Genomic DNA, 25,284 nt, shown 5'->3' on the forward strand with positions numbered 1-25,284 from the left:
GGGCACTGGCATTGGTCATCGCTTTAGTCTGTATCGCGCAGCTGCAAGCCCAGCCGATCGACACGCTCTTTGCAAGGCTGCGAGGCCTTCCGGTCGATTCACTGGAAGCACGCGAGCGGGCGGCGACCGACCCTCGGACGAAGCTGGCAGCCATCAGCAGGCTTACCGGCCAGTACGCTTTCCTAGGGCGCCCGGAGGACTGCATGAAGGCGGCGATTCGGGGACTCGAGTTGGCGGAAGCGACCAAGAACGACACGCTGCTCGCCCTGGCCAACTTCGGTATCGGTGTGGCGTTCACCAAGCTTAGCGATGTGAATGGGGCGCTGAGGCACTTCAGCATCGCCTTCGATGGCTTCCAGCAGATCGGGGACAGCATGCGAATGAGCCTGACCTGCAAGGAGACCGCGATCGTGTACCAGCAGGTCGGGGATATCGATGGCACCTTGCGCTACATGCGGAAGGCACAGGCCTATGGTTTGGGTCAAGGGTTCTATGGGCGTTCGATGACGATCCTGGCAAGGTGCCACATGGATCGCGGCGACCTGGACTCAGCACTCTACTATGCCCGCCTGGCTGATGTCATGAAGGTGCCGGGCACGGATCCGTACGGCTACGCCGGTTACAAGCTCGCCATGGCCACTGTGCATGCCGCGCGTGGTGAGAGCGACGTGGCAGAGCCCTACTATAAGCGGGCCTTGGCGGTGGCGGATTCAGCCGGAACGCCGGATGCGCTGATAAATGGTTCGGCCGGGTACGCGAAACTGCTTATCGGCCAGGGGCGCGCTGCGGAGGCGCTTGCTTGGGCGCGCAAGGGATTCTCGGCAACCGACGAAGTGCGGCAGCCAGCCCTCATGATCAGATCCACCACGGCCATGTCCGATGCCTATGCGGCGAACGGCATGACCGATAGCGCGTTGGTTTATTCAAAGCTCGCCCACGCCTGGCGCGACTCGCTCACGGCCTTGCAGAACCGGAGCCAGTTGCAGAACCAGTTATTCACGCAGGAGCTGAAGGACCGTGAGGATGCGAAGGCCCGTGAGGAGGCCAGGCAGGAACGTTCCCGCAACATCCAGTTCGGCATCATCGCCCTCATCGTCATCACGCTGGGCATCTTCCTGCTCATCTTCAGCCGAACTGCGGTGGTGGGTGCGCGGGCCATCAAGAACCTCTCGCTCATCGCGTTGCTGCTGTTCTTCGAGTTCATCAACCTGCTGGTGCATCCGTTCCTCGGGGAGATCACCCACCACTCGCCGATCCTGATGCTGCTGTGCATGGCCGCGATCGCCGGGCTGCTGATACCGCTGCACCACCGCATGGAGAACCTGATCACGAACATGCTGGTGAGCAAGAACAACCGGGTGCGGTTGGAGGCGGCGCGGAGGACGATCGAGGAGTTGGAGGGGCAGGGCAAGTCGTAGACACTCCGGCAGGACCGGCTCAGCTGATCCCCTTCACAATGAAGGAGCGCCCGTTCAGCGTGACCACATCCCCTATGCGCTTGCCCATGAGGGCCTTCCCGATGGGCGAAGCCGGGGAGACTACCGCACAACGTTCACCGGCCAGATCGACGTAGCCAAAGCCGATGGCGATGAAATAGCCTTCCTGATCCGTTGCCACCAAGCTGCCCCAGCCAGCAAAGTCGAATTCCCTGTCCATCGGCAGGCGCGCCAGTTCCTGCAGGTGTGCTTGCAGTTTGTCCAGCTGCGCTTCCTGCTGATCGAGTTCCTGTTGGATCATGGCGCGGCCAACCTCATGCTTGTCGCCAGCGCTGCTCTTGGTTTCGTTCTCGAACGAGGCGCGCGTAGAGGTGATGGCCTGTTGCGCGGCGCTCACCTTTTCAAGCAGAAGGGCACGCAGGTGCTGAAGGATTTCCTCCTTGTTCATGGACTCTTCCAAGGCCCGCCCCGCGTCACGTTCACGAAGGAGGATCCATTGAAGCGGAACAGACCGCCGGAGAAACCGAACCAAAGCGTGCGGTGACGGTCCTCCACGAATGCCTGTATGGCGAAGTACTTGGTGAGGTCCGGCCGGTCGGTCCTATCGAAGAGCGTGAAGGTCTTGCCATCGAACCGATACGCGCCTTTGCGTACAGCGCCGATCCAGATGTTCCCTGCGCGATCCGCGTAGAGGTTGTAGATGTCGTTATCGGTAAGGCCGTCCATATCCGGGAACTGTGTGAAGGTCTTTCCATCGTATCGGCTCACGCCGCTCTCTTCGATGTAGTTGGGGTGGTCAGAAGTGATGGAACCGAACCAGATGTGGCCGTGCCTGTCTTCTGCGATGCTCGCCACGTTGTTGCTGCAGAGCCCATCCTTCTTGGTGAAGTGCGTGAATGTGCTGCCGTCGTATTTGCAGGCGCCATAGCCATCGCGCGCGAACCAGATGTTCCCCTTGATGTCCTCGAAGAGGTCCCAGATCTTGCCTGGGTTCATCTTGTAGGATGGCTCCTCGATCGCTGGTATGGGCACCTCGAATGCGGTGAATCGTTCACCGCTGAACCGGAAAACGCCATCGCTTGTACCTGCCCAAACCGTCCCGTTCCGATCCACCAGCACTTTGCAACCTTGGCCATGCAGTCCTTCCGCGCTTCCGAAGCCGGTGAACGTGCTACCGTCATAGCGCGAAGCGCCCGAATGCGTGCCGAACCACAGGTCGCCGTTGCGATCCTCGGCGATCCCGGTGACCACATCGCCGATCAGGCCCTCCGCAATGGAGTAGTAGCGCAACGCCGATCCATCCCAACGGGCCAAACCTTGTCCGTTGGTGCCGAACCAGAGATTTCCCTTGCTGTCTTCATGTGCCGCAACGATGTACTCGGCGACCTGCGCTGTGTCCGTGCCTGACGGCTGGGTCACACCAAGCGGTTCGGTCACATCAGTTTCCGCGGAGGCCGTGACCTTTCCATTGCAGGAGGTCATGAGCATCGCGGAAGAGAAGAACGCGACCACAGTGATGTGGAGCCCAAGGAGCATGAGGGTCGGGGAAAGTGCTCGACAAGGTACCCCGGTCCGATCGCGCGATCCGGATGGCGTGCCAATGATCGTGAATGGGATAGTGTTCCGAGGCGTGCACAAGGTGTTCCTATGAAGAAGCGCATCACGAACATGCTGGTGATCAAGCCGAGGAAGGTGCAGTCCCGCGTTGCGGGAAACAGCGGGGTGCGCTTGGAGGCGGCGTGATGGACAATCGAAGAATTGGAGGGCAGGCAGCGGGAAGGCTAACCCCAGATCGCTTCCCAGAGCCCCTCGATGATCCCCGGCTCGATCACGGAGATGTAAACGATCACCAGGGTCAATGCGATCAGCGTGAGCAAGGCGACCAGGTAGGGCTGCCAGGCCGTCCTCCGAACGCGGGCGGCGATCAACAGGGCGATGATGAGCACGAGCTCGACCGTGGTGCTCACTTCCGGCGCGACCGCACGGCCGAGTGTGGGGTTGATGAAAGGCACGGCGGTGAGCATCATGTAGCGCGAGTGGTAGGCCGTATTCCTCCGGTATGCGATGGCCAGTGCATAGAAGACCAGGAAGGCGCCGCCATCGAAGAACGAGGCACCCAATAATCCAGGTTCCTTGTGGCGCAATTGGCCGTAGTTGGTGACGAGGACGAAGCCCAGAAAGATCATCGGGACCAGTACATAGGAGAGCCTACCGATCCGCTTGTGATGTGCGATACGCGCTTTCGCCGCGAGCCTTGCCTGCGCCACGAGCATCGACAGCCAGCACGCGATGGTGAGCAGGTGGAAGTGCACCTCCCATCCCACGCCGAAGAAGCGCGGGAAGTGCGTCCAGTAGCTTGCCCGGAAGCCGAAGTAGCCCAGTGGCACCAGCGCGATCACCAGCAGCACGATGCCGCGATAGGTCTTGGCCATGGAACTCGATCCGTCCATGGTGCAAGGCTATGTGAGCTAGGCGGCGATGATCTTGGAAGAATCCGACAAAAGGAAGTCCGAAGGTGCACGGCCCATCCGCCGCTTGAAGTCGGTGGCCATGTGTGCGTGATCGTAGTAGCCGCAGTCCCAGGCGATGTCCATCAAGCTGCGCGCCCCGCCATCGCGTCGCACCACACCGAACGCATGGTTGAAACGCGTGAGGTCGATGTACTCCTTGGGGCTGATGCCGATCTGCTGCTTGAACTGTCGTTCCAACTGCCGGGCCGTGGTGCAGTGGCGATGCATCAGGTCATCCATGCGCACGCGGCCCTTGTTGCGTTCGATGTCGTCCACAACGGGGATCAGCGCGTAGCGCGGATGCTTGATCCGATCCAGGTAGAAGCGGTCGACATAGGTTGATGGATGGCGAAGGATACTCCCTGGATCAGGAAACAACGACAGGTCGAAGGGCTGCACCTCATCGGCCATGCGATATAGCGGATCGTAGCGGTGGAAGAAGGTGAAGCCACCCGGCTTGAAGGTGATCCCGAACATGCAGCTCTCTCCAAGGAGTTTCTGCGTATCACCTAGGGTCTGCGCTCCAACGATCAATGCACGTGCATCGCACCAGCGCGTACCGAAGCGGGAACTGTCGATGCCATCGCCGAGGTTCAGCACCAGGCTCACACCTCCATCAGGAAGAAGTTCGATAGGCCCTTGTTGTTCGTTCCGGCCTTTGATGAGCCAGTACTGTCGGATGAACGGACGCAACGCCGGATCGGGGAGGAAGACCTCGAACGTCATAGTGTAAAGCTACACGGCCACCCCAACAACGGATTCCATCGCCTCCTTCGCCGCGTGCACGTTCTTCACATCCTGCACGCTGATCCGCAAGGTGCCGGCTTTCTCGTACACCTTGAACCGGCGCGGCTGGGCTTGTACAGCTCTGAGCACCGCGTTGAAGCCGTCGCCCTCGAAGAACGGATGCTTCTGGTCGGCGATGAAGGTGCCGATGAGCGTGCCTTTCTTCAGCACCATCTTCTCTAGGCCCATGCGTTGGCCCAACCAGCGTAAGCGGATCGCTTCGAGGAGTTCGTTCACCAGCGGCGGGATGGGGCCGAAGCGGTCGGTGATCTCCGCTGAGAACTTCTGCAGCTCGGCCTCGTCCTTGATGTCGTCGAGGCGGCGGTAGAGCGCGAGGCGTTCGGCGGTCTCGCTCACGTAGCTGTTGGGGATCAGCACAGTGAGGTCGGTCTCGATGATGCAGTCATCGCTCTGGTCGCGGCGTGATCCGCGGGCGAGAGCATGACTCCCTTCCTGTGCGTCCTCGAAGAGGTCCTTGAAGTGCTCGTTCTTCAGTTCGCGCACGGCTTCTTCCAGGATCTTGTGGTAGGTCTCGAAGCCGATGTCGTTGATGAAGCCGCTCTGCTCCGCGCCGAGCAGGTCGCCCGCGCCGCGGATGTCGAGGTCCTTCATGGCGATGTGGATGCCGCTGCCCAGGTCGCTGAACTGCTCGATGGCCTGCAGGCGCTTGCGCGACAGGTCAGGCAGCAGGTGCGGGCTCGGCGCGAGCAGGTAGCAGTAGGCTTTCTTGTTGCTGCGCCCCACGCGACCGCGCAGTTGGTGCAGATCGCTGAGACCGAAGTTCTGCGCCTCGTTGACGATGATGGTGTTCGCGTTCGGGATGTCGAGGCCGTTCTCCACGATGGTGGTGCATACGAGGACGTCGCTGTTTCCTTCGATGAAGTCGAGCATCACCTCTTCCAGCTTGTGGCCTTCAAGCTGGCCGTGGCCCACGCCAACACGCGCGCCGGGTACCAGCTTGCGGATCATGTCGGCGATGTGCTCGATGTTCTTCACCTTGTCGTGCAGGAAGTACACCTGGCCGCCGCGCGATGAGCTCGTACTCGATCGCGCCGCGGATCACCACTTCATCGTACGGTTGCAGCATGGTGCTCACCGGGTAGCGGTTCGGCGGCGGCGTGCTGATGATGCTGAGGTCGCGCGCGCCCATGAGGCTGAACTGCAGCGTGCGCGGGATCGGCGTGGCGGTGAGGGTGAGCGTGTCCACCGTGGCGCGCAGGGTCTTCAACTTGTCCTTCACGTTCACGCCGAACTTCTGCTCCTCGTCGATGATCAGCAGGCCGAGGTCCTTGTACACCACGTCCTTGCTCACCAGCCGGTGCGTGCCGATGATGATGTCGATCTTCCCTTCCTTCAGGTCTTTGAGGATCTGCGTCTGCTGGGCGCTGCTGCGGAAGCGGTTGATGTACTCCACACGCGCCGGCAGTCCTTTCATCCGCGCTGAAAAGCTCTTCCAATGCTGCAAGGCAAGGATGGTCGTAGGCACGAGCACCGCCACCTGCTTGCTGTCGCACACGGCTTTGAAGGCGGCGCGTATCGCGACTTCCGTTTTGCCGAAGCCCACATCGCCGCAGACCAGTCGATCCATCGGCACCCCCTTCTCCATGTCCTTCTTCACGTCCTGCGTGGCCTTCAGCTGATCGGGCGTGTCCTCGTAGATGAAGCTGGCCTCCAACTCGTGCTGCAGGTAGTTGTCCGGCTGGAATGCGAAGCCCGGCTTGCTCTTGCGTTGCGCGTAGAGCTTGATCAGATCGAAGGCCAGCGCCTTCACCTTCGCCTTCGTGCGCTCCTTCAGGTTCTTCCACGCCGGACTGCCGAGCTTGCTCACATTCGGCGCGCCTCCTGCTTCCTCGCCGCTGTATTTGCTCACGCGGTGCAGGCTGTGGATGCCCACGTAGAGGATGTCGTTGTCGCGATAGATCAATCGGATCGCTTCTTGCATCGAGCCGCCCGCATCGATCCTCTCCAGTCCGCTGAAAACACCCACGCCGTGATCGATGTGTACCACCAAATCGCCGGGTTTCAGTTGCGTCAGCTCCTTCAGCGTGAGCGCCTGCGAGTTCCGGCGGAAACCCTCCTTCAGCCGGAAGCGGTGGTAACGCTCGAAGATCTGGTGGTCCGTGTAGAGCGCCAGCTTCAGCTCGGGATCGACGAAGCCTTCGTGCAGGTCCAGAACAAGGGGCGTGAACGCGACCTCGTGCTCCATGTCGTTGAAAATGGAGTAGAGGCGCTCGCTCTGCTTCGCGCTGTTGCACGCGATCAGGTTCGTGTAGCCCGCGTTCTGCTTGTTGTGCAGGTCGCTGCTGAGGACCTTGAATTCTTTCGCGAACGTTGGCTGCGGACGCTGCTGGAAGTCGACAACTACATCCGCGTGCTGCTTCGTGGCTTCTGGCGCGACGGTGCTCTTCCAGAAGATCTTGCGGAAGCCGAGCAGGCCTTTGATCAACGCACCATCGGTTGCGAGCAGATCAGCCGGGGTCGGATGCTTGTCCTTGTCGGGAAGTCGCTCGTAGGCCTCACCGAGCAGCTTCAATTGCTTCGTAGCCGCATCACCGATCGCTTGCAGATCGCGCAACCAGATAGTGGCGTTCTCCGGCAATTGCGCGAAGAAGAGTTGTTGGCGCGCAGCATCCTCATCCTGGAGATCCGGCACGATCACGGCTTCGGCAAGTCGCTCCACTGTCAACTGGTCCTGGGGATCGAAGCGGCGCACGCTTTCCACGGTGTCGCCGTAGAGCTCGATACGGTAGGGCTTGTCATTGCCGTAGCTGAACACGTCCAGGATCCCGCCGCGGATGCTGAACTGGCCGGGCTCATATACGAACTCCACGCGGGAGAAACCCGTTTCGTGCAGCCATTCCTCCAGGGTGTCGATCGGCAGCTCTTCGCTGCGCTTCACTGTGAGCGTGTTCTTCACCAGGGTCTCCTGGCCGACCACCAGTGGCACTAACGCTTCCGGATACGTCACGATGACCAGATGCTCCGGCTTCTTCATCAGCACCTCCAGCACTTCCGTGCGGCTCACCCGTTCACCATCGTGGTGGCCATCCGGATCGTATGGCGACCGTGACGGCGCAGGGTAGAAGAGCATGTCTTCATCCTTCTTCGCATTACGTATATCCTTGTCCTTGCTTCGAAGGGCCTCCAGGTCATTCATGAAGTACGCCGCCTCTTCCTTGTCCGTGAGCACGAACACATGCACGCCCTTCATGCGGTCGATGACCGATGCAGCGATCAGCGCCTGCGACGAACCGATGGTGCCGGCGATCTGCACGCGTGCGTTCGCCGGTTGCAAGCCTTCAGCGACCCGCGCCACACGCGCATCATTGCGGAAGAGGGAGAGGAGATCGGGGAGGGAGGTGATGGACATGAACGCTTAAAAGCCCGAAACCCGGTGCCGCACATCGCGGGCATCGGGTTCGGGAAGGGCGCGAAGCTAGGCCGTAGGTATGCCGCTTATGCAATCCGCCGTTCGGGCGCATCCTCTCATCAAACGATTCGATCATGCGCACCTCTTCCTTCCTCCACCTGCTCAGCGCCATGGCGCTGGCAGGTACTCTCAGCGCCCAAGGCCTCGGCGAGGTCCGTGGGCGCGTGTTCGACATGGACGGCAACTCGCTGCCCATGGCCAGCGTGTACACCAGAGTGAACGGTGAGCTCTTCGGCACCACCGCAGACCTCGATGGCCGTTTCGTATTGAAGCCGCTCGCTCCCGGCAACTACGCCATCACCATCTCCTATTCCGGGAGGCAGCCCTATGAGTACGCCAGCGTTTCCGTGGTCGCCGATCGTGCTTCTTACCTGCCGGATACCAAATTGCGCGGCATGGAGCTGCCACCCGTGGTGATCCGAGGCACCATCAGGCCCTTGATAGAGAAGGACGACCCCAGCCGCATGACCCTGCTCGCGGCGGAGATCGCCAAGGACCCCAACATCCGCAACCCGGTGCAGTTCCTGGGCAAGGCCTTCGCGGGCGTGACCCCCGCTCCCAACGGTGAAGGCCTTTACTTCCGCGGCTCGCGCGCTGAGAACATGGCCACCTTCCTCGATGGTGTGAAGATCCCGGGCGCCGTGCCCAGCATACCGCCTTCGGCCATCAGCAGCGTGAGCGTGTACACCGGCGGGCTGCCTGCGCGGTACGGTGATGTCACCGGCGGCGTGGTGGTGATCGAGACAAAGAGCTATGCGGAGATGGTGCAGCACGCCCGTCGCATGGCCGCGATCCGTGCAGAGGAGGAAGGCGATACGTTTGACTGATCACCGATGCTGCTGCGCCGAAGAGCCGCCACCCAAGGCACCGACGAGGAGCTGGTGCTCGCCTTCACGGGCGGGCACCAACCTGCGTTGGCGGCCCTGTGGGACCGCTATGCGCACCTGCTCTACGGCGTGGGCATGAAGTACCTGAAGGACCCCGACCGCGCCAAGGATCAAGTGGTGGAGCTCTTCGCATCATTGCCGCAACTGCTCGCCAAGCATCAAGTCGAGCGCTTCCGTCCGTGGGTGCATACCGTGATGCGCAACCGCTGCCTGATCAGCCTGCGCGGCGAAGGGCGCCATGCCCGCTTGGATGATGCGCACTTGGAAGACTTGATCAGCGACACCGCCGAAGATGCCCTACTGCGCGAAGCCCCCTTGCTGCAGCTCGAAGCCGCCATCGCGCAGCTCAATGATGCGCAGCGGGACTGCATCAACCACTTCCACCTTGAACGCTTGAGCTACCACGAGACCTCCGCCCGCACGGGCTTCACCATCGAGCAGGTCCGCAGCCACCTCCAGAACGGCCGCCGCAACCTGCGCCTCATGCTCCTTCGCCATGCCGACCAGAACGTTTGATACGGACCCCTTCACCCCGCGCCGCCCGCTCACGCGCGAGGAATTGCAGGCCTTTGCCGAGGGCCGCCTCGATGCCGAAAGCCAGCGCGTCTTGGAGGAGCACATCGAGGCCGATGCACTTGTGCGCGATGCGGCGGATGGCTTGCGCATGCCGGGTGCCGCAGTTGGCTTGAATCAATTGGATGCCATGAGGCCCCGCAGCGGTTCGGCTTCGCGTTGGTGGTGGGCCGGTGGCACGGTTATGATCGGCCTGCTGACCGCATGGTATTTCTGGCCGGCTCCGGCGAATGATATGGTCAGTGCAGGCATCACGATTGACCAGGCCAGCGCTGCTGGGGCATCGATGGAGCCCTTGCGCACGGAAGAGATCGCAGCGGCGATGGAGCAGCCCGAATCGCTGCGCATCGGCCACGAGCCGCTGGCCTTGCATGCGAATCCAATGGCATCTGAGCGCACCGCGATGGCTTCGGCATCCGTGGATCGCGAGCCGGGCATCGAGCCGCTCGTTCCGCGCGGAACCGCGATCGACCATCCAGCCGAAGCGGCCAAGCCACTGGTGGTCCGCAAGGCGAAGTCGTCGCGGCAACTCGTGTTCCTGCACGACTTGAAGCTCATCCATCCGAAGGAACTGTACACGGCCGATCCCGTGCTCGCGCTTGCGGATGCAGGCGTGTCCGCGCGATATGCCGATCGCGCTATGCAGCAGGGCGCAGCGGGCGAGGCGATCCGATTGGGTTACCTCGAATTCATGGATGAAGCGATCGGCCGCTTCGCGCGCAACGACCACAAAGGCTGCCTGGACGATCTGCGCTTCGTGCTGCTGCAGTACCCCGACGACGCCAACGCGCTCTTCTATGCCGGCCTCTGCAGCCACAACCTGGGGATGCATGCGCGAGCACGCGTGCTGCTCCATCGCGCGGCCGTGCATCCGGTTGATGTGTTCGACGAGGAAGCCGCCTGGTACCACGCGCTCACGCTCGAGAAGCTCGGTGAACGCGATGCCGCGCGCGAGGCTTTTTCGCGCATCGCATCGCAGGGCGGGTTCTACGCGGAGCGCGCTATTGCGAAACTTGCGAGCGACTAGTTGAGCGCAACGAGCTTGACCGCTGCGATCGCACGGCCGCCATCCATCAGTGTGCATCGGTACAGACCCGCGACCAAATCAGTGCGCAACGTGATCGAGCGCCCGGCATCACCCGCGCCGATCGCCTGCCGGAGCACTAAACGACCGCGGCCATCGTGAATGAGCAGCTCGGCCGTGCTCGAAACGGATCGATCGATCCGCAGCTCTGCGCGTGCAATGAACGGATTGGGCATGGCGACAATCACGTTCAGCGCATCGCTCGATTCCGATATGCCGATGGGCATGCAACCCAATCCATAGGGAAGATCATCCACCGGCGCTTGCGGCGTGGCGGCATCGTTGGCGCGCACCTGCTCGGCGGAGAAGATGCTCGTGATCCCTTGAGCGTCGATGCCGGCCACGCTCACGTAATAGACGCCAGGCGATTGGAGATTGGGCACCAGGTAGCTGGTCTCCGTGGTGCGGTACACCGCTTCGAGATCGCCGGAGCTCTGGGTGCCGCGCACGCCCACCCGGAAGGCCACATGCTCCGGTGAGCCGGTGATCTGCGCGCGCAATCCGGTGGGCTCATCGAGCAGATTGAAGCTCGGCATCTCCGGTCCGTGCGCGAGCAGGGTGGCCGAAGCGCCGTTGGTCACCGTGTTGCGGGCGAGGTAGTTGAAGTCCACGAAGAGCGTGTCGAGCGTGCCGTTGCCGTCAAGGTCGAGGCCAAGGATGTCCTCACTGGTGTGCTGGCGGTCGTCGTAGCCCTCCTGGCCTGGATCGCCATCGCCATGCTCGTTGGCGGCGGTGAAGCGCACGGCCGGCCAGCCCGCCTGCCGGAAGGGGATATGGTCGCTGCCACGGCCCACGCGGTCCTCGCGGTCCAGCACGCTGATCAGCATGGGCACGGGCACGGCGCCGCTGAGCTTCTCATCGTAGCTGAGGCGGATCATGCGCGCCAGCCCACGCGACGCGGCATGCGAGAAGATGCGCAATTGCAGGCTGTCCACCTCGTTCACGATTCCGCATCCCGGCGGTGAAGCTGTTTCGCCGCATAGGATGCCGCCCACGATATCATTGTTGAGCACGCCCTTGATCGCGATCGATTGCTGCTGGCAGAACTGCGCCATGGCGCGTGCGCCCAAGAGCCCGTGCTCCTCGCCGGTGGTGAGCATGAAGACGAGCGTGTGCGGGAAGGTGTAGCGGCTCATCACGCGCGCAAGCTCCAGCACCAGGGCGCTGCCGCTGCCGTTGTCCTCAGCGCCTTGCGCATCGCAATCGGGATCGCAGTTGTCGGCGCAGCGGCTGTCCAGGTGCGCCTCGATGATGATCACACGATGATTGACCGTGCTCGATCCCGGAAGCACAGCGATCACGTTGCGCCAATCCTGTCCGCTGCCGCAGTTGAGGGGCTCGTTCGCGTAATCGAAACGGATGTAGGATGGCAGCAAGCGGTCCTCATTCAACGTGCTCCATTGCTGAAGCTTGGACATGGCCCAGCGCCTCGCGGCTCCGATGCCGGTGGTCTCGCTCAGGGTATCGCTGTAGGTGTGGCGCGTTCCGAAGGAGACGATGCGCTCGAGGTGCGCCCGAATGGAATCGCCATTCACGGCGGTGCGCAGCGCGCAGATGATCTCCTCCGGATCATCGATCACCAGCGATGCCGCGTAGTCCGCCGGGTCGTGCTGGCCCTTCATGGCCTGCAGCGCCTCCGCATCCGTGCAGTTGATGTTGGTGAACTGCGCAGATGAGAGTGCCGGAAGCAGCGCGGTGAACAGGAGCAAGGAGCGTGTCATGGCAACAGGGTAGGAGACGAAAGGTAACTGTCCGTTCAATGTCGTCCAGCCGTGACAGTTGAACAGCACTCTCAGGCTTCAAGGCAACGTTCCGCGGAACACGATGGCTTCGACGCCACGGTGCACGGTGCGCCTCTCCGGTAGCATGCCATTCCGGCGGGCCACCAGCTGGCTGCGGTGGTTTTCCGGATCGATCAGCGATATCACCGAGGCCGCGAGCCGTTGCTCATATGCGAACCGTTTGCAAGCAACTGCCGCTTCCGTGGCAAAGCCGTGCCCCCAATGCTGCGGCAGCAAATGGTAGCCGATTTCCAGTTCATCGATGCCATCCACTACTTGGGTGAGCAGCCCGCATTGCCCAATCCTCTCGCCGGAGCTGAGCAGTTCCACGGCATGCAACCCACTGCCGTCCGTTGCATAGCGGTCCAGTGATCGTTGGATCATCGCTTCGCAATCCGCGCGGCTGCCAAGAGTGAAGGGCATGAAACGGATCGCTTCAGCATCGTTAAGGTACTCCATCCACCAATCAGCATCGGTCAGCGATAGTGGCCGGAACCGGAGGCGTTCAGTGGTGAGGCCCGCCAACGAGGGAATGGGGAGCACGATCACGATGCCAGTTGTTTGGAGCGCATCACCAGCAATACATGCAGCAGCGAGAGCGATGTGATGGTTCCGGCGACGATCAGGTTCCACGGCGAGGGTGCGATGGGGAGGACCAATGCGATCGCGAGGCCCAGCAGCACTACCCGCCCGATCTCGCTGCGGACCACCCATCGATGCGCCTCGAGCAGCACGCCCAGGTTCATCACCCACCAGCCGATCAACGCGGCCGTGGTCCATTGCGCCTGCATGCTCAGCTTGTCCTGCTGGAAAAGGAAATAGCTAGTGACCAAGAGCAGGAGCGCGAATTGCACAGCGACGTATCTGTTAACCGCCTTGCTCACACGCGTATCGAACTTGCGGTAGGTGGTGGAATCCTTTGCCTTGGGGCCATCGAAGCCGCCGAGATAGGTGGGCCTCCAGCCCGGGGGCTTGATGAATACCAGCACTTTATCCTTCAGGCTTCGGCATCGGTGCGCCAGGCGGAAGAGCTCGCCCCAGTAGTGGAAGTTGGCGGTGAGCGGGTCCCAACTCCGCAACGGCGAGGTGATCCCGTACACCGGCTCCTCCTCCTCGCGTTGGAAGGTGCCGAAGAACTTGTCCCAGATGATGAGGGTGCCAGCGTGGTTGCGGTCGATGTACTTCGGATCACTGCCGTGGTGCACACGGTGGTGGCTCGGCGTGTTGAAGAGCCACTCGAAAGGCCCCATGCGATCGATGGCCTTGGTATGGATCCAGAACTGGTACAGCGTATTGATCGCGGCTACGGAGACGATCACCATGGGATGCACGCCGAGCAGCGCGATGGGCACATAGAACCAGAAGCTGAAGAGCCCTTGCCACCAGCTCTGCCGCAGCGCCACGCTCAGGTTGTACTCTTCGCTCTGATGATGCACGATGTGCGCGGCCCAGAGGAAATTCACTTCGTGGCTGAGCCGATGGAACCAGTAGTACATCAGGTCCACGAGAAGGAATGCCAGCAGCCAGGTGAGCGGTGTACTGGGCAGGGTGAAGAGCCGCCCATGGTCGTACACGGCCAGGTAGAGGGCGAGGATGCCCGTCTTGGTGAAGGCGCCCACCACCTGCGAGCCGATGCCGCAGCCGAGGTTCGCCACGAAGTCGTTGAAGCGGTACACCTTCCTATTCGAATACGCGCTCCACGCCAGCTCGATGGCCATGAGCACGAAGAAGGCCGGGATGGCGAGCACGATGTACTTCACGATGGCGAATGTACCCGCAGGTATCTTCGCCGACCGTCACGGATCCCATGCGCATCTCCTGGAATTGGCTCAAGCAATACATCGATACCGGCCTGTCCCCGCAGCAAGCGGCCGAAGTGCTCACCAGCACGGGCCTCGAAGTGGAAAGCGTTACGGCGCATGAGCCCGTGAAAGGCATGCTGGCCGGCGTTGCGGTAGGTGAAGTGCTCGAGTGCGCCAAGCATCCCGATGCCGATCGACTCAGCCTTACCGTGGTCGATGTCGGCCAAGGCGAACCGTTGCGGATCGTGTGCGGCGCGCCGAATGTGGCAGCCGGGCAGAAGGTGCTCGTGGCCACGGTGGGCTGCACCTTGAACCTGAACGATGGTACGTCCATCGTCATCAAGAAGAGCAGGATCCGCGGGCAGGAGAGCAACGGCATGATCTGCGCAGAGGATGAATTGGGCATCGGCAAGAGCCACGAGGGCATCCTGGTGCTCGATCCTTCCGCAGTACCGGGCACACCTGCTGCGGTGCAGCTTGGCTTAGTCAGCGATCACGTGCTCGAGATCGGCCTCACCCCCAACCGCACCGACGCCATGGGCCATGTGGGCGTGGCACGCGACCTCATCGCGGCGATCAATTACCGCGAGGGGCAGGCGCTCGAGTTGAAGCTGCCCGATGTCTCGGCCTATGCACAGGACGATGAGGCCCGCGCAGTGAAGGTGGAAGTGATGGATGCGCTGGCCTGTCCGCGCTACGGCGGCGTCACGCTCACACAGGTGAAGGTGGCGCCCTCGCCGAAGTGGCTGCAGGACCGCCTGCTGGCCATTGGTCTGAAGCCGATCAACAATGTGGTGGATGTGACCAACTACGTGCAGCACGAGCTCGGCCAGCCGCTGCACGCCTTCGATGCCGATCGGCTCGAGGGCGGGCGGATCATCGTTCGCAAGGCTGCGGCCGATGAGCCGTTCGCGACGCTCGACAACGTTGAGCGCAAGCTGCATGCGGACGACCTCGTGATCGCGGATGCGGTGAAGCCGGCTTGCATCGCCGGCGTCTTCGGCGGAACGCTGAGTGGCGTGAGCGATGCCACCACCGCCGTCTTCCTGGAGAGCGCCTGCTTCGATCCGGCCCATGTGCGGCGCACGGCGCGCAGGCATGGAATGAGCACCGACGCTTCCTTCCGCTTTGAGCGCGGCGTGGATCCCGAGATCACCGTGTACGCATTGAAGCGCGCGGCCCTGCTCATCCAGGAAGTGGGCGGCGCGCGCATCTCGTCGGGCATCACCGATATCGATCATGGTCGTCGGAGCCGCGCGGAGGTGAAGCTGCGTTTCGCCGAGGTGGAGCGGCTCACCGGCATCTCCATCGCCCCCGATGCGATCGTGCGCGTGCTTGAACTGCTCGATTTCCGCCTGCTGGATCGCAACGCGCAATCGTTGACGGTGCAGGTGCCGGCCTACCGCGTGGATGTGTCGCGCCCTGCGGACGTGATTGAGGAGATCCTGCGCATCCATGGATTCGATCGGGTGCCGTTGCCCGAGCGCTTGATGGCTCCGCCGGTACTGCACGGGGCGCTCACGCTCGAATCGCTTCGCCGTGAGATGGGTGCGCACCTGGCCGCGCGCGGCTTCCGCGAGATCATGACCCCCTCCCTGGTGAGCGCGGAACGGACCGTCGCCGCTGCCGTTGCGGGTCCCTCCGGGATCATCCGTTTGTGCAATCCGCTGAGCTCCGAGCTCGATGCCCTGCGCCCCACCATGCTCTTCGGCGCCCTGCAGGCAGTTGCGCACAACGCCAACCGCCAGCAGCGCGACCTGCGCTTCTTCGAGCGGGGCCGCGTGTATGGTGCCACCCCAAACGGCTCGCGCGAAACAGAGACCTTGTCGATGGCCCTCACAGGCAGGCGCTGGCGCGAGAACTGGCGAAGCGGCAAGCGACCCACCGAGCGCGCCGATGCGCAGGAAGAGGTGGAGGGGCTGCTTGCCCGCATGGGCTTGCTTCCTCACGCGCATTGGATTGATGCGGAGCATCCGCTGCTCGGTGCCGCTGCCGAATTGCGCATCGGCAAGCGTACGGTGGGCGTGCTCGGTTCGGTGAAGCCGAAGGAGCTGCAGGCGGCTGATGTCAACCAACCCGTCGTGTACGCCGAGCTGAATGAGGAGGCGCTGCTCGATGCCTGCCGCGCGGGCAGCATCACGCATGCCGATGTGCCGCGCTTCCCCAGCGTGCGTCGCGACCTCAGCCTGCTCCTGGCGGAAGCCGTGCGCTTCGATGACCTGAAGCGGCTCGCCTTGCAGGCCGAGCGCAGGCTCCTGCGCGACATGAGCCTCTTCGATGTGTACCAGGGCGACAAGCTGCCCGCCGGGAAGAAGAGCTACGCGCTCAGCTTCGTCCTCCGCGACGACGAAAGGACCCTTACCGACGAGCAGGTGGATAAGGCCATGGCGCGCATCCGCACCGCGCTTGAGAAAGAGGCGGGGGCGGAGGTGAGGGGGTGAGAAGCAACGAGCCTTCGTGAGAAGGCGCTCGCCACCTTTGCCGCCATGCGCATCGCCGTCAACACCCGCCTGCTGCTCGCGGATAGGCTCGAGGGCATCGGCTGGTTCACGCATGAGACCATGCGGCGCATCGTGCTCGCTCATCCGGAGCATGAGTTCCTCTTCCTCTTCGACCGGGCATTCGACAAGCGTTTCGTGTACGGCCCGAACGTGACACCGTTGGTGATTCACCCGCCCACTCGGCATCCGCTGCTCTATCGGCTCTGGTTCGATTGGCTCCTGCCGCGCAAGCTGAAGGCCCTCAGCGCCGACGCCTTCATCAGCCCCGATGGCTTCCTCGCGCTGCGCAGCAATGTGCCCGCGCTCGCCGTGATCCACGACCTCAACTTCGAGCATTACCCCGAGGATCTGCCGCGCGCATACCGCAACTACTACCGACGCTACTTCCCGCGCTTCGCGCACCATGCAGCGCGCATTGCCACGGTGAGCGAGTTCAGCGGCCGCGACATCGCGAAGCGCTACGAGGTGAATGAGAGCCGCATCGATGTGGTGTACAATGGCGTGGGCGAGGTGTTCCGGCCGCTGGACGAGCCAGGGAAGACAGCGGCGCGTGATCGTTTCACGCAGGGCCATCCATACTTCGCCTGCGTGGGCAGCTTGAATCCGCGCAAGAACATCGCACGCTTGCTGCTGGCCTTCGATCAGTTGCTTCAGCAGCATCCTTCGGAATTGCGGTTGCTGATCGTGGGTGAGCGCATGTGGTGGGATGCGCGCATGGGGCAAGCATGGAAGCAAGTGAAGCATCAGGACCGCGTACGCTTCACCGGTCGTTTGGCGCAGGCCGATCTGCACAGGGCAATGGGCGGCGCGCATGCCTTGGCCTTCATCAGTTACTTCGAGGGCTTCGGCATCCCGGTGGCCGAGGCCATGCGCTGCGGCGTGCCCGTGGTGGCAGCCGAAGCGACCTGTTTGCCCGAGATCGCTGGTGATGCCGCGCACTATTGCGATCCCTTCAGTGTAGCCGATATCAGTCGTGCGTTGTATGAGGTATGGAGCGATCCGGAGCTCTGTGAACAGCTCCGCGCTGCGGGCTTGAAGCGATCGCAGCGCTACGCCTGGGACAAGGCTGCAACGGATCTCTGGGCCAGCTTCGAGCGGATGTGCCGGGATGCAGGACTTGCATTGAACGCCAAGCATTGATCCGATGGCACTGGTTGCATGCCAAGAGCAAGGCCGCGTGGAGGCCGGCTGCGACGAGGCCGGTCGCGGCTGCCTCGCCGGACCGGTCGTTGCCGCTGCGGTGATCCTCCCGCCACGCGTGCGCCTCCCGGGCCTTGACGATAGCAAGAAGCTGAGCGAAGCTGCGCGCGAGGCCCTGCGCCCCTTGATCGAGGAGCGCGCATTGGCCTGGGCTGTGGCCGTCGTGGAGCCCGCGGAGATCGATGCCATCAACATCCTGCGCGCATCCTTTCTGGCCATGCATCGCGCCATCGATGCCTTGAAGCGGCGCCCTGACCATCTCTTGATCGACGGCAACCGTTTCACCGCATATCCCGGCATCGCGCACAGTTGCCACATCAAGGGCGATGGCCGTTTCCGCAGCATTGCGGCGGCCAGCGTCCTGGCCAAGACGCACCGCGATGCGATCATGCGCGAGCTGCACCAGGCCTTTCCGGCTTACGGCTGGGCCATCAACAAGGGATATCCGACCCCCGACCATCGCGCGGCCATCGCGATGCTTGGCGCATGCGAGCATCATCGGCGCTCGTTCCGCCTGTTGAACGATCAGCCTGTTCTGTTCTGATCGACGACCGTGATCCACACCAACCTGTGCGCAAGCCCCGCAAGCGCCATCGGAGGCCATGTGCGCTCGCGGGCACCTTTGCGCGAACCCATGCGCCGCATCCTGATCATCATCGTGCTGCTCGCCGTTGCAGGCGCGACGGCGTGGGTGCTCTTGCGCTGGGAGAATCAGCTGTCGCCTGTGAGCGATCCCTGGAGAGCGGTGCCCGCCGAAGCCGCCCTCGTCATCGAAGTGCCCGATGCATTGGGCGCTTGGGACCGCTTCATCCACACCTCCTTGCTCTGGCCCGATTGGGAGCACATGGCTGGCGCGCGTCAGCTCGCGCTGGCCATGGACCATGCGGCGCGCACGCTCGAAGGCGATCAAGGGATCCGTTCAGCGATGGGGTCGTCATCGGTGATCGCCGCCTTGCTGCGTTCAGGCAGCGGCGTTGCCGATCCGGTATTCCTTGGAAGTGATTTCGGCATGGATAAGGTCAAGCTCGCCTCGCTGCTGGGCGTTGCGGCCGGGCATGCCTCAGGCTTCGCGGAAGGCCGTGTGGTTCCGTGCGCGAACGACAGTGCATGGGGCGGGATCTCCGCATGCTTGCGCGACGGGGTCTGGATGCTCTCCCCATCGCGCGATGCGATCGATGAGTGCCTGCTGCAGCTCGAGCGAGGCACGCCGGTCAGTGCCGATGCAGGTTTCGCCAAGGCACGTGCAACATTGGGGAATGCCACGGAGGCCCGCGTGCTGGTGAATACCGTGAGGCTGCGCGGCATGCTCAGCCTGATCTGGGAGCCGGCACGGATCGAGCGTTTGGGCATTCCTGATGGATGGCTTGCGTTCGACCTGGCCACCAAGCCGGACGCGATCCTGTTGAATGGACTGCTGGCCCACGAGGGATCGGACGCGTCCGTGGCCAGCATCCGCTCCCAAGGCGCTGGTGCCTGGAGCATCGGGCGGGTGCTTCCTGCCGACGCCGTGCAATGCGAGGTGCGGTACCTGAGCGACCCAGAGGCTGCCTTGGCCGCGCGCGAGGACATGGATGAGCGCGCGCGCTCCACGGAGATCGCTGCACCATGGATGCGAGGCGCCGTGGGCATCGCTCGTGGGGCGGCCGATGGGCGCCGCTGGTTCATTGCTGAGGCCGCCGACCCGGAGCGCGCCATGGAAGAGCTCAATGCGCCTTGCGCGGATGCCGGCTGCGATACGCTCAACCATCGCGGCTCGCGCATCACCCGCTTCCCCGCCGCGCGGCCCTTCGAGTTGCTCTTGGGCCGTGTCGCCGAACTTCCGCAGCAGCCGTGGTGGACCATCCTCGGCCGTCAGCTGGTGATGAGCGACGATGCGGAGGCGGTGCGCTCCGCGGTTGATGCATGGAATGATGGCGGCAGCCTGGCGGAGCAGCCGCGCGCAAAGGATTGGTTCAAGCGCATGAGTGACGAGGCGGCCTTCAGCTGGTGGTGCGATCCAGGGCGGGGCGGCGAACTGCTAGGGCGGGGATTGAGCGCTGCGCGCGAGCCGCACTTCGCGCAGTGGTTGCCTTTGCTGCAACGCTTGGGCGCGCTATCCGTGCAGGTCTCACCAGCGAGCGGCGGCATGGTGCATGTGGCCGTCGGCGCGCAGGGCGCTCCGCGCGAAGGGGCAGCGACAGCGATGGCGGCAAGCAGCACGGTGCTCTGGCAATGCCCGGTGGGTGCGCCGGTGACACGCCGTCCTGACCTGGTGCGCAACCACACCAACAACACGCTCGAAGCGCTGGTGCAGGACAGCCTGCATCGCATTCACTTGATCAGCGCCGCAGGCAAGCTGCTCTGGTCGCGGCAGCTCGATGGCCCGATCCTCGGTGCCATTCATCAGGTCGATCGATTCAAGAATGGCAAGCTGCAATTGCTGCTGGGCACGGCGCGCACTGCCCATCTGATCGATCGCAATGGGAAGGATGTGGGCCTGCCGTTCAAACTTCAGGTTGAATCCGCATCGCCGCTGGCCGTGTTCGATTATGAGGGCACGCGCGATTACCGGGTGATCGTGCCCTTGAGCGATGGCCGCTTGCTGAATGTGGATCTTGATTGGGCCGCGGTGCAGGGATGGCTCTTGCCGAAGCTCGAATCCGCCGCGGTGGATGCCGTGCGCCATTTGCGGATCGCGGGCAAGGACCATCTGTTGGCCGTGGATGCGGAGGGAAGGGTGAAGCTCTTCGATCGCAAGGGGAATGCGCGGGAATCGGTTAAGCTGTCGCTCCCCCGCTTGAAGGAAGTGCTGGCTGTGGAAGTCGGGCAGCAAGTGAAGGACACACGGGTGATGTGGATGGACCAGGATCTGTCGGTACGCGTGAATCGATTGGACGGCGAAACAGAGGACGCGGCGTTCATTGCGGTCCGCGATTTCGACGGCGATGGTGTGCCGGAGGTGATCGTCGCGGAATCAGATGCGAGTCGGGCCCGTTCAGGATCGGCCATCGCTGCGGATGGCAAATTGGCCTTCGGTGAAGTCGAGGAGGCCACCGGCCGGGCTTGGCGGTATGCAGCCACGGGTGCTGAACCACCGGTGCTGGGCGCAGTCCGGTGGGCGGTTGGCGACTTGAATCTCGATGGCGGGCTGGAACTGGTTGGGGCGGACGGCCGTGCAGTGATCACCGCGCACCGCTCACCTTCGCCGTGAAAGCAGGCTTCGCAGCCCTAGTTTTGGCGCGGCCTCCCGGTGGCGCTTGCCACCATGCCTCATGAAGCGAGCACTTCTCCGCACGGTACTCCGCAAGGAAGTGGTGGGCTTGGCGCGGGTCACGGTCATCATCCTCACGGCGTTCCTGATGCTGCTCGAGTTCGGGTACACGAGCGATGCGAACACTTACCACCTGCTGGAGCAGCTCAGTTTCGGCCTGGTGATCGCGGCCGCCTTCGTCACCTTGGGCAGCCTGCTGCGCACCGGCCTGCGCAGTGAGCATATCCGGAAGGCCGAGCTCATCTGGTTCATGGCGGCGCTGGCGCTCATCGGGGCCAGGGCCAGCGGGGCGGTGTTCAGTGGCACGGGTCATTGGCCAATGCTGGTCTTCCTGCTCTTCTTCTCCTTCATCGAGCTCTCGCGGCTCGAGATCGGCCGCAACAGCACGCTTTTCAATCCTGCGCTCCTCTTCGTCAGCAGTTTCCTGATCATCATCGCCATCGGCGCTGCGATGTTCCTGTTGCCCAATGCCACCACGCGCCCCCTCAGCATCGTCGATGCGGTGTTCACCAGCACCAGTGCGGTGTGCGTCACCGGCCTCAGCACCATCGATGTGGGCCGCGATCTCAGCGTCATGGGCCAGTGGGTGCTGCTGCTGCTCATCCAGCTCGGCGGCTTGGGCGTGATGACCTTCACCAGCTTCTTCGCCTTCTTCTTCAAGGGCCGCAGCTCGCTTGAGGAACAGCTGCGCGTGCGCGACATCGCCAATACAACGCTCAGCGGCGCACGGGCCTTCATCATTCAGGTGATCGCCTTCACGCTGATCGTGGAGCTCGTCGGCGCGGTACTCATTTACATCAACCTGCCGACAGGGTCATTCTCCGGCACCGGCGACCGCATTTTCTTCTCGGTCTTCCATTCCGTGTCGGCGTTCAACAATGCGGGCTTCAGCACCAACAGCCTCGGGCTATACGATCCGGCGTTCCGCTTCAACTACACCTTGATGTGGGTGGTCTCGTTGCTCTTCATATTCGGCGGCCTGGGCTTCGGCATCGTGTTCAATTTCAGCCGCTATGTGCGCGTGTGGGTTTACGAGCGCATACGCAGGGTCTTCACGGGCATGGTCTGCAGCCGTTACCCGCGCGTGGTGAACCTCAGCACGCGCTTGGTGCTGCTCTCCACGGCCTTCCTCATCCTGGTGGGCACGGCGGCCATCCTCGTGTTCGAATGGAATCATGGGCTGGCCGAGCATGCCAGTTATTGGGGCCGCTTCAGCGCGGCTTTCTTCACCGGTGTCACGCCGCGAACAGCAGGCTTCAATGTCTTGGATACCGGCTCCTTGACCATCCCATCGCTCATGGTCATACTGCTGCTCATGTACGTGGGTGCTTCGCCGGGCAGCACCGGGGGCGGCATCAAGACCACCACCTTCGGTGTGGCCACCCTGAACATATTCGCGACCGCGCGCGGCCGCCGCCGCATCGAGTTCTTCGGCCGCGAGATCAGTAACCTCAGCACGCGGCGGGCCTTCGCGGCCATCGTGCTGTCGCTGGTCTTCCTCGGCCTCTCGGTCAGCGTAGTCGCCAGCCTCGAGAGCGGTCTTGGCCTCTTGCCCGTAGCCTTCGAGTGCTTCAGCGCATTCAGCACCGTGGGCATGAGCATGGGCATCACCATGGAGCTCGGCGATCCCGCTCGCCTCGCGCTTGTCGTGGTGATGTTCGTAGGCCGTGTAAGCGCGCTGACCCTGCTGGTGAGCGTCCTGCGCCAGGTGCAAGTGAGCAAGTACCGTTACCCCAAGGAGGACATCCTCATCAACTGACCACACATGAAGATCGCAGTGTTCGGCCTCGGCAATTTCGGAAAGCACCTCTCCATCAAGCTCACGGGCATGGGCCACGAGGTGATCGCCATCGACCACGACATGGACAAGGTGGAGGCGATCAAGAGCGAAGTGAGCTACGCGGTGTGCCTGGAGAGCAACGACCCGCAGGCCATGAGCACCTTGCCGCTCAACGATGTCGATGCCGCCGTGGTGGCCATCGGCGAGAATGAGGGCGCCAACATCATGACCACCGCCCTGCTGGTGAACCTGAAGCTGAAGCGCGTGATCAGCCGGGCAATCAACCCCCTGCACGAGATGGTGCTCAATTCCATGGGCGTCACCGACATCGTGCACCCGGAGGAGAAGGCCGCCGAGGGCCTCGCGCGCAAGCTGAACCTGCGTCGGCTGGTTGACCAATTCGAGCTGCCCGGCGGATGGACCATCGCCGAGATCGTGGTGCCCGACAAGTTCGTGGGCAAGCCGCTTGGGCAGATTGATGAACTCAAGGAGCGCAAGCTCGGCCTGGTGACCGTGCTGCGCAAGGAAAGCGAGAAGAGCTTCCTGGGTAGGCGCTCCATCCAGCTGGGCGCGCTCGGCGTGATGGACCCTGACTTCGCGCCGACCAAGGGCGATATCCTCGTGCTCTTCGGAACCAAGGACGAGGTAACGCGCTTCACTGGGGAGAACGATTAAGGGCGGGTTGGCTGGGGGCTGATGAAGAACGACATCCGCACGGCTGGAGACATCGACCTGCTCGTGCGGTCGTTTTATCAGCGCTCGCGGCCCGATGCGCTGATCGGCCACTTCTTCGCGCACCTCGATTGGGACCATCACATCCCGCGCATCGTTTCGTTCTGGCGCATGGTGCTGCTCGGCAACCGTGAATACCAAGGTGACCCGATGACCGCGCACATTCAGCTTGCCCGGGAGCATCCCATGGCCAAGGCTCACTTCGAGCGCTGGCTTTCGCTTTGGGAGATCACCTTGGATGAGCTATTCGCAGGTCCGAAGGCCGATGAGGCCAAACAACGTGCGCGCACCATTGCGGCGGTGATGGCCCACAAGGTTTCGGCAAGCAGCCCCTAACGCTTCGGCTTCTGCAGCCACACCTGCTGGCCCGCGCTCAGTTGCGCATCGCGCGCGAGGCCATTGTACTTCGCCAAGCGGTCGAGCTTCACGCCGTATTGCTGACTTACGCCCCATAGGCTCTCCCCATCGCGGGCAGCATGCGTCGCGGCATCCTTCGCCTTGTTGCGCTTGGGCTGCGTGAAGATGATCTGCCCTTCGCTGAGCGCAGCCTCCTTGTCCATGTCGTTCCAGCGGGCCAGCATGCCGGCGGTCATCTCGAGTTCATCGGCCAGCTTGCGGAAGCTGTCCCCGGGCTTGGCGCGCACGAACTTGATGCGGCCCTCGAAGACTTCCACGTTGCGCCCCTGCATGATGGTGATCGACTCGCCTTCGCTGGCCGGTCGACGGCCCATGCGCTCACGGCTGGGCTTGGGCTGTTCCTTGCCCACCGGTCTATGCGCCACGTCCACACCCGCGTCAAGTTTGTGCAGCTCATAGCGCTCAATCAGGTTGATGAGCTTCTGCGGATAGCTGGGGTCAGTAGCGTAGCCGGCGGCCTTCAGTCCGCGCGCCCAGCCCTTGTAGTCGGTAGGCTTCAGTTCGAAGAGGCTGGCGTAGCGCGCCCTCTTGAGGAAGGTGCTGTGGTCCTCGAAGCTGTCGGCGGCATCGCGGTACTTGCGGAAGCAATCGTTCTTCCGGTCGTCGTCGTGGTAGCTCTTGCCGCCGGTCCAATCGGGCGTGCACTTGATGCCGAAGTGGTTGTTCGCATCGCGCGCCAATTCGCTGTTGCCATTGCCGCTCTCCAGCAGCCCTTGGGCCAGGGTGATGCTCGCCGGGATCCCGTGCTGGTTCATCTTCTTCACGGCAACCGACTTCCATTGCTCGATATACTCCTCCGCCGTGAAGCGCTTGTAGGGCGGCTGCCCTTGTGCCTGAGCCAGCGGCAAGCCGAACATCAGGAAGAGGCAAAAGCGGGTTATCCACATTTCAACAGCGCGGGCCATGGGCGAGGGGCGTTCTTCTGGAAGCAGCGAAACTACCGGGGCTCCAGAGGCTTATTCACGATCCATCCACGGAGCCATCCACCGGCCTGTGTGGAAAGAACGTGCCGGGAGCGCTGCTCCGTCTGATTGCCCGCAGAACTTCACCGATTGTGCGAACCAAGCGCCTCGACGTGTGTTAACGCAGCATCAATGGACCGCGACGCCAGTTCT

The 25,284-nt window shown here is 62.8% G+C and carries 19 protein-coding genes and 1 pseudogene; 11 read left to right on the plus strand and 9 right to left on the minus strand.

The window, feature by feature from the left end; all coding sequences use genetic code 11:
- The first annotated feature begins 203 nt into the window (after positions 1-203).
- Positions 204-1,418: a hypothetical protein gene (locus tag IPM12_05815; GenBank protein MBK9147325.1), complete on the plus strand. Its 1,215-nt coding sequence runs from the start codon at positions 204-206 to the stop codon at positions 1,416-1,418.
- Positions 1,419-1,437: 19 nt separating this feature from the next.
- Here IPM12_05815 and IPM12_05820 read toward each other — a convergent pair whose 3' ends face one another.
- From IPM12_05820 to mfd, 5 genes and pseudogenes are all read right to left on the minus strand, one after another.
- The gene (locus IPM12_05820) at positions 1,438-1,884 is read right to left on the minus strand and encodes a GreA/GreB family elongation factor (protein ID MBK9147326.1); all 447 of its coding nucleotides are present in this window, start codon (positions 1,882-1,884) and stop codon (positions 1,438-1,440) included.
- Positions 1,881-2,972, minus strand: coding sequence for a hypothetical protein (locus IPM12_05825; protein MBK9147327.1), 1,092 nt, complete (start codon positions 2,970-2,972; stop codon positions 1,881-1,883). Before IPM12_05825 ends, IPM12_05820 begins: the two co-directional genes overlap by 4 nt.
- A 245-nt stretch (positions 2,973-3,217) precedes the next feature.
- The gene (locus IPM12_05830; protein MBK9147328.1) at positions 3,218-3,886 is read right to left on the minus strand and encodes a hypothetical protein; all 669 of its coding nucleotides are present in this window, start codon (positions 3,884-3,886) and stop codon (positions 3,218-3,220) included.
- An 18-nt stretch (positions 3,887-3,904) separates the two neighbouring features.
- Positions 3,905-4,672 (minus strand): AraC family transcriptional regulator, encoded by a 768-nt coding sequence (locus IPM12_05835; protein MBK9147329.1) that lies wholly within the window; start codon positions 4,670-4,672, stop codon positions 3,905-3,907.
- Between the two features lie 9 nt (positions 4,673-4,681).
- Positions 4,682-8,102, minus strand: a pseudogene (gene mfd, locus IPM12_05840) (transcription-repair coupling factor).
- 134 nt (positions 8,103-8,236) lie between these two features.
- Here mfd and IPM12_05845 point away from each other — a divergent pair.
- The 3 genes from IPM12_05845 to IPM12_05855 are packed head-to-tail and all read left to right on the plus strand — an operon-like array spanning position 8,237 to position 10,649.
- Positions 8,237-8,989, plus strand: a complete 753-nt coding sequence (locus IPM12_05845; GenBank protein MBK9147330.1) for a carboxypeptidase regulatory-like domain-containing protein — start codon at positions 8,237-8,239, stop codon at positions 8,987-8,989.
- Positions 8,990-8,995: 6 nt separating this feature from the next.
- On the plus strand, positions 8,996-9,565 hold the full coding sequence (locus IPM12_05850; GenBank protein MBK9147331.1) for a sigma-70 family RNA polymerase sigma factor: 570 nt from the start codon (positions 8,996-8,998) through the stop codon (positions 9,563-9,565).
- Entirely contained in the window at positions 9,546-10,649 is a 1,104-nt protein-coding gene (locus IPM12_05855; GenBank protein MBK9147332.1) for a hypothetical protein, read from the plus strand. The genes IPM12_05850 and IPM12_05855 overlap by 20 nt, the downstream gene beginning before the upstream one ends.
- Here IPM12_05855 and IPM12_05860 read toward each other — a convergent pair.
- The 3 genes from IPM12_05860 to IPM12_05870 form a co-directional block, all read right to left on the minus strand.
- A complete protein-coding gene (locus tag IPM12_05860; GenBank protein MBK9147333.1) occupies positions 10,646-12,427 on the minus strand; it encodes a M28 family peptidase in 1,782 nt (593 codons plus the stop codon). The genes IPM12_05855 and IPM12_05860 overlap by 4 nt on opposite strands.
- Positions 12,428-12,505: 78 nt before the next feature.
- On the minus strand, positions 12,506-13,036 hold the full coding sequence (locus IPM12_05865) for a GNAT family N-acetyltransferase (protein MBK9147334.1): 531 nt from the start codon (positions 13,034-13,036) through the stop codon (positions 12,506-12,508).
- Positions 13,033-14,247, minus strand: coding sequence for a sterol desaturase family protein (locus IPM12_05870; protein MBK9147335.1), 1,215 nt, complete (start codon positions 14,245-14,247; stop codon positions 13,033-13,035). The genes IPM12_05865 and IPM12_05870 overlap by 4 nt, the downstream gene beginning before the upstream one ends.
- Before the next feature lie 47 nt (positions 14,248-14,294).
- On the opposite strand from IPM12_05870, the gene IPM12_05875 reads away from it, so the two are divergent.
- The 7 genes from IPM12_05875 to IPM12_05905 all read left to right on the plus strand — a co-directional run bounded on the left by IPM12_05875 (position 14,295) and on the right by IPM12_05905 (position 24,088).
- Positions 14,295-16,730: a phenylalanine--tRNA ligase subunit beta gene (locus tag IPM12_05875; protein MBK9147336.1), complete on the plus strand. Its 2,436-nt coding sequence runs from the start codon at positions 14,295-14,297 to the stop codon at positions 16,728-16,730.
- Positions 16,731-16,775: 45 nt separating this feature from the next.
- A complete protein-coding gene (locus tag IPM12_05880; GenBank protein ID MBK9147337.1) occupies positions 16,776-17,930 on the plus strand; it encodes a glycosyltransferase family 4 protein in 1,155 nt (384 codons plus the stop codon).
- Positions 17,931-17,934: 4 nt separating this feature from the next.
- Positions 17,935-18,534, plus strand: coding sequence for a ribonuclease HII (locus tag IPM12_05885; protein MBK9147338.1), 600 nt, complete (start codon positions 17,935-17,937; stop codon positions 18,532-18,534).
- Between the two features lie 90 nt (positions 18,535-18,624).
- Entirely contained in the window at positions 18,625-21,180 is a 2,556-nt protein-coding gene (locus IPM12_05890) for a hypothetical protein (protein ID MBK9147339.1), read from the plus strand.
- 61 nt (positions 21,181-21,241) lie between these two features.
- A complete protein-coding gene (locus IPM12_05895; GenBank protein MBK9147340.1) occupies positions 21,242-22,999 on the plus strand; it encodes a hypothetical protein in 1,758 nt (585 codons plus the stop codon).
- Positions 23,000-23,005: 6 nt separating this feature from the next.
- Positions 23,006-23,695 carry a TrkA family potassium uptake protein gene (locus tag IPM12_05900; protein ID MBK9147341.1) on the plus strand — a complete coding sequence of 230 codons (690 nt, stop codon included), beginning with the start codon at positions 23,006-23,008 and terminating at the stop codon, positions 23,693-23,695.
- A 21-nt stretch (positions 23,696-23,716) separates the two neighbouring features.
- On the plus strand, positions 23,717-24,088 hold the full coding sequence (locus IPM12_05905; protein MBK9147342.1) for a group III truncated hemoglobin: 372 nt from the start codon (positions 23,717-23,719) through the stop codon (positions 24,086-24,088).
- On the opposite strand, the gene IPM12_05910 is transcribed toward IPM12_05905, so the two are convergent.
- A complete protein-coding gene (locus IPM12_05910; GenBank protein ID MBK9147343.1) occupies positions 24,085-25,026 on the minus strand; it encodes a glucosaminidase domain-containing protein in 942 nt (313 codons plus the stop codon). The genes IPM12_05905 and IPM12_05910 overlap by 4 nt on opposite strands.
- Positions 25,027-25,284 lie beyond the last annotated feature (258 nt).

It is taken from the genome of Flavobacteriales bacterium, from assembly GCA_016716605.1.
Classification (GTDB): domain Bacteria; phylum Bacteroidota; class Bacteroidia; order Flavobacteriales_F; family PHOS-HE28; genus PHOS-HE28.

What these genes read in the sequence shown, in the direction of transcription:
- IPM12_05825 (MBK9147327.1), bottom strand. Translation starts at nt 2,972, where the DNA reads ATGCTCCTTGGGCTCCACATCACTGTGGTCGCGTTCTTCTCTTCCGCG.
- IPM12_05845 (MBK9147330.1), top strand. Translation starts at nt 8,237, where the DNA reads ATGCGCACCTCTTCCTTCCTCCACCTGCTCAGCGCCATGGCGCTGGCA.
- IPM12_05885 (MBK9147338.1), top strand. Translation starts at nt 17,935, where the DNA reads ATGGCACTGGTTGCATGCCAAGAGCAAGGCCGCGTGGAGGCCGGCTGC.
- IPM12_05875 (MBK9147336.1), top strand. Translation starts at nt 14,295, where the DNA reads ATGCGCATCTCCTGGAATTGGCTCAAGCAATACATCGATACCGGCCTG.
- IPM12_05895 (MBK9147340.1), top strand. Translation starts at nt 21,242, where the DNA reads ATGAAGCGAGCACTTCTCCGCACGGTACTCCGCAAGGAAGTGGTGGGC.
- IPM12_05900 (MBK9147341.1), top strand. Translation starts at nt 23,006, where the DNA reads ATGAAGATCGCAGTGTTCGGCCTCGGCAATTTCGGAAAGCACCTCTCC.
- IPM12_05820 (MBK9147326.1), bottom strand. Translation starts at nt 1,884, where the DNA reads ATGAACAAGGAGGAAATCCTTCAGCACCTGCGTGCCCTTCTGCTTGAA.
- IPM12_05855 (MBK9147332.1), top strand. Translation starts at nt 9,546, where the DNA reads ATGCCGACCAGAACGTTTGATACGGACCCCTTCACCCCGCGCCGCCCG.
- IPM12_05890 (MBK9147339.1), top strand. Translation starts at nt 18,625, where the DNA reads ATGCGCCGCATCCTGATCATCATCGTGCTGCTCGCCGTTGCAGGCGCG.
- IPM12_05880 (MBK9147337.1), top strand. Translation starts at nt 16,776, where the DNA reads ATGCGCATCGCCGTCAACACCCGCCTGCTGCTCGCGGATAGGCTCGAG.
- IPM12_05905 (MBK9147342.1), top strand. Translation starts at nt 23,717, where the DNA reads ATGAAGAACGACATCCGCACGGCTGGAGACATCGACCTGCTCGTGCGG.
- IPM12_05835 (MBK9147329.1), bottom strand. Translation starts at nt 4,672, where the DNA reads ATGACGTTCGAGGTCTTCCTCCCCGATCCGGCGTTGCGTCCGTTCATC.
- IPM12_05830 (MBK9147328.1), bottom strand. Translation starts at nt 3,886, where the DNA reads ATGGACGGATCGAGTTCCATGGCCAAGACCTATCGCGGCATCGTGCTG.
- IPM12_05815 (MBK9147325.1), top strand. Translation starts at nt 204, where the DNA reads ATGAAGGCGGCGATTCGGGGACTCGAGTTGGCGGAAGCGACCAAGAAC.
- IPM12_05860 (MBK9147333.1), bottom strand. Translation starts at nt 12,427, where the DNA reads ATGACACGCTCCTTGCTCCTGTTCACCGCGCTGCTTCCGGCACTCTCA.
- IPM12_05850 (MBK9147331.1), top strand. Translation starts at nt 8,996, where the DNA reads ATGCTGCTGCGCCGAAGAGCCGCCACCCAAGGCACCGACGAGGAGCTG.
- IPM12_05910 (MBK9147343.1), bottom strand. Translation starts at nt 25,026, where the DNA reads ATGTTCGGCTTGCCGCTGGCTCAGGCACAAGGGCAGCCGCCCTACAAG.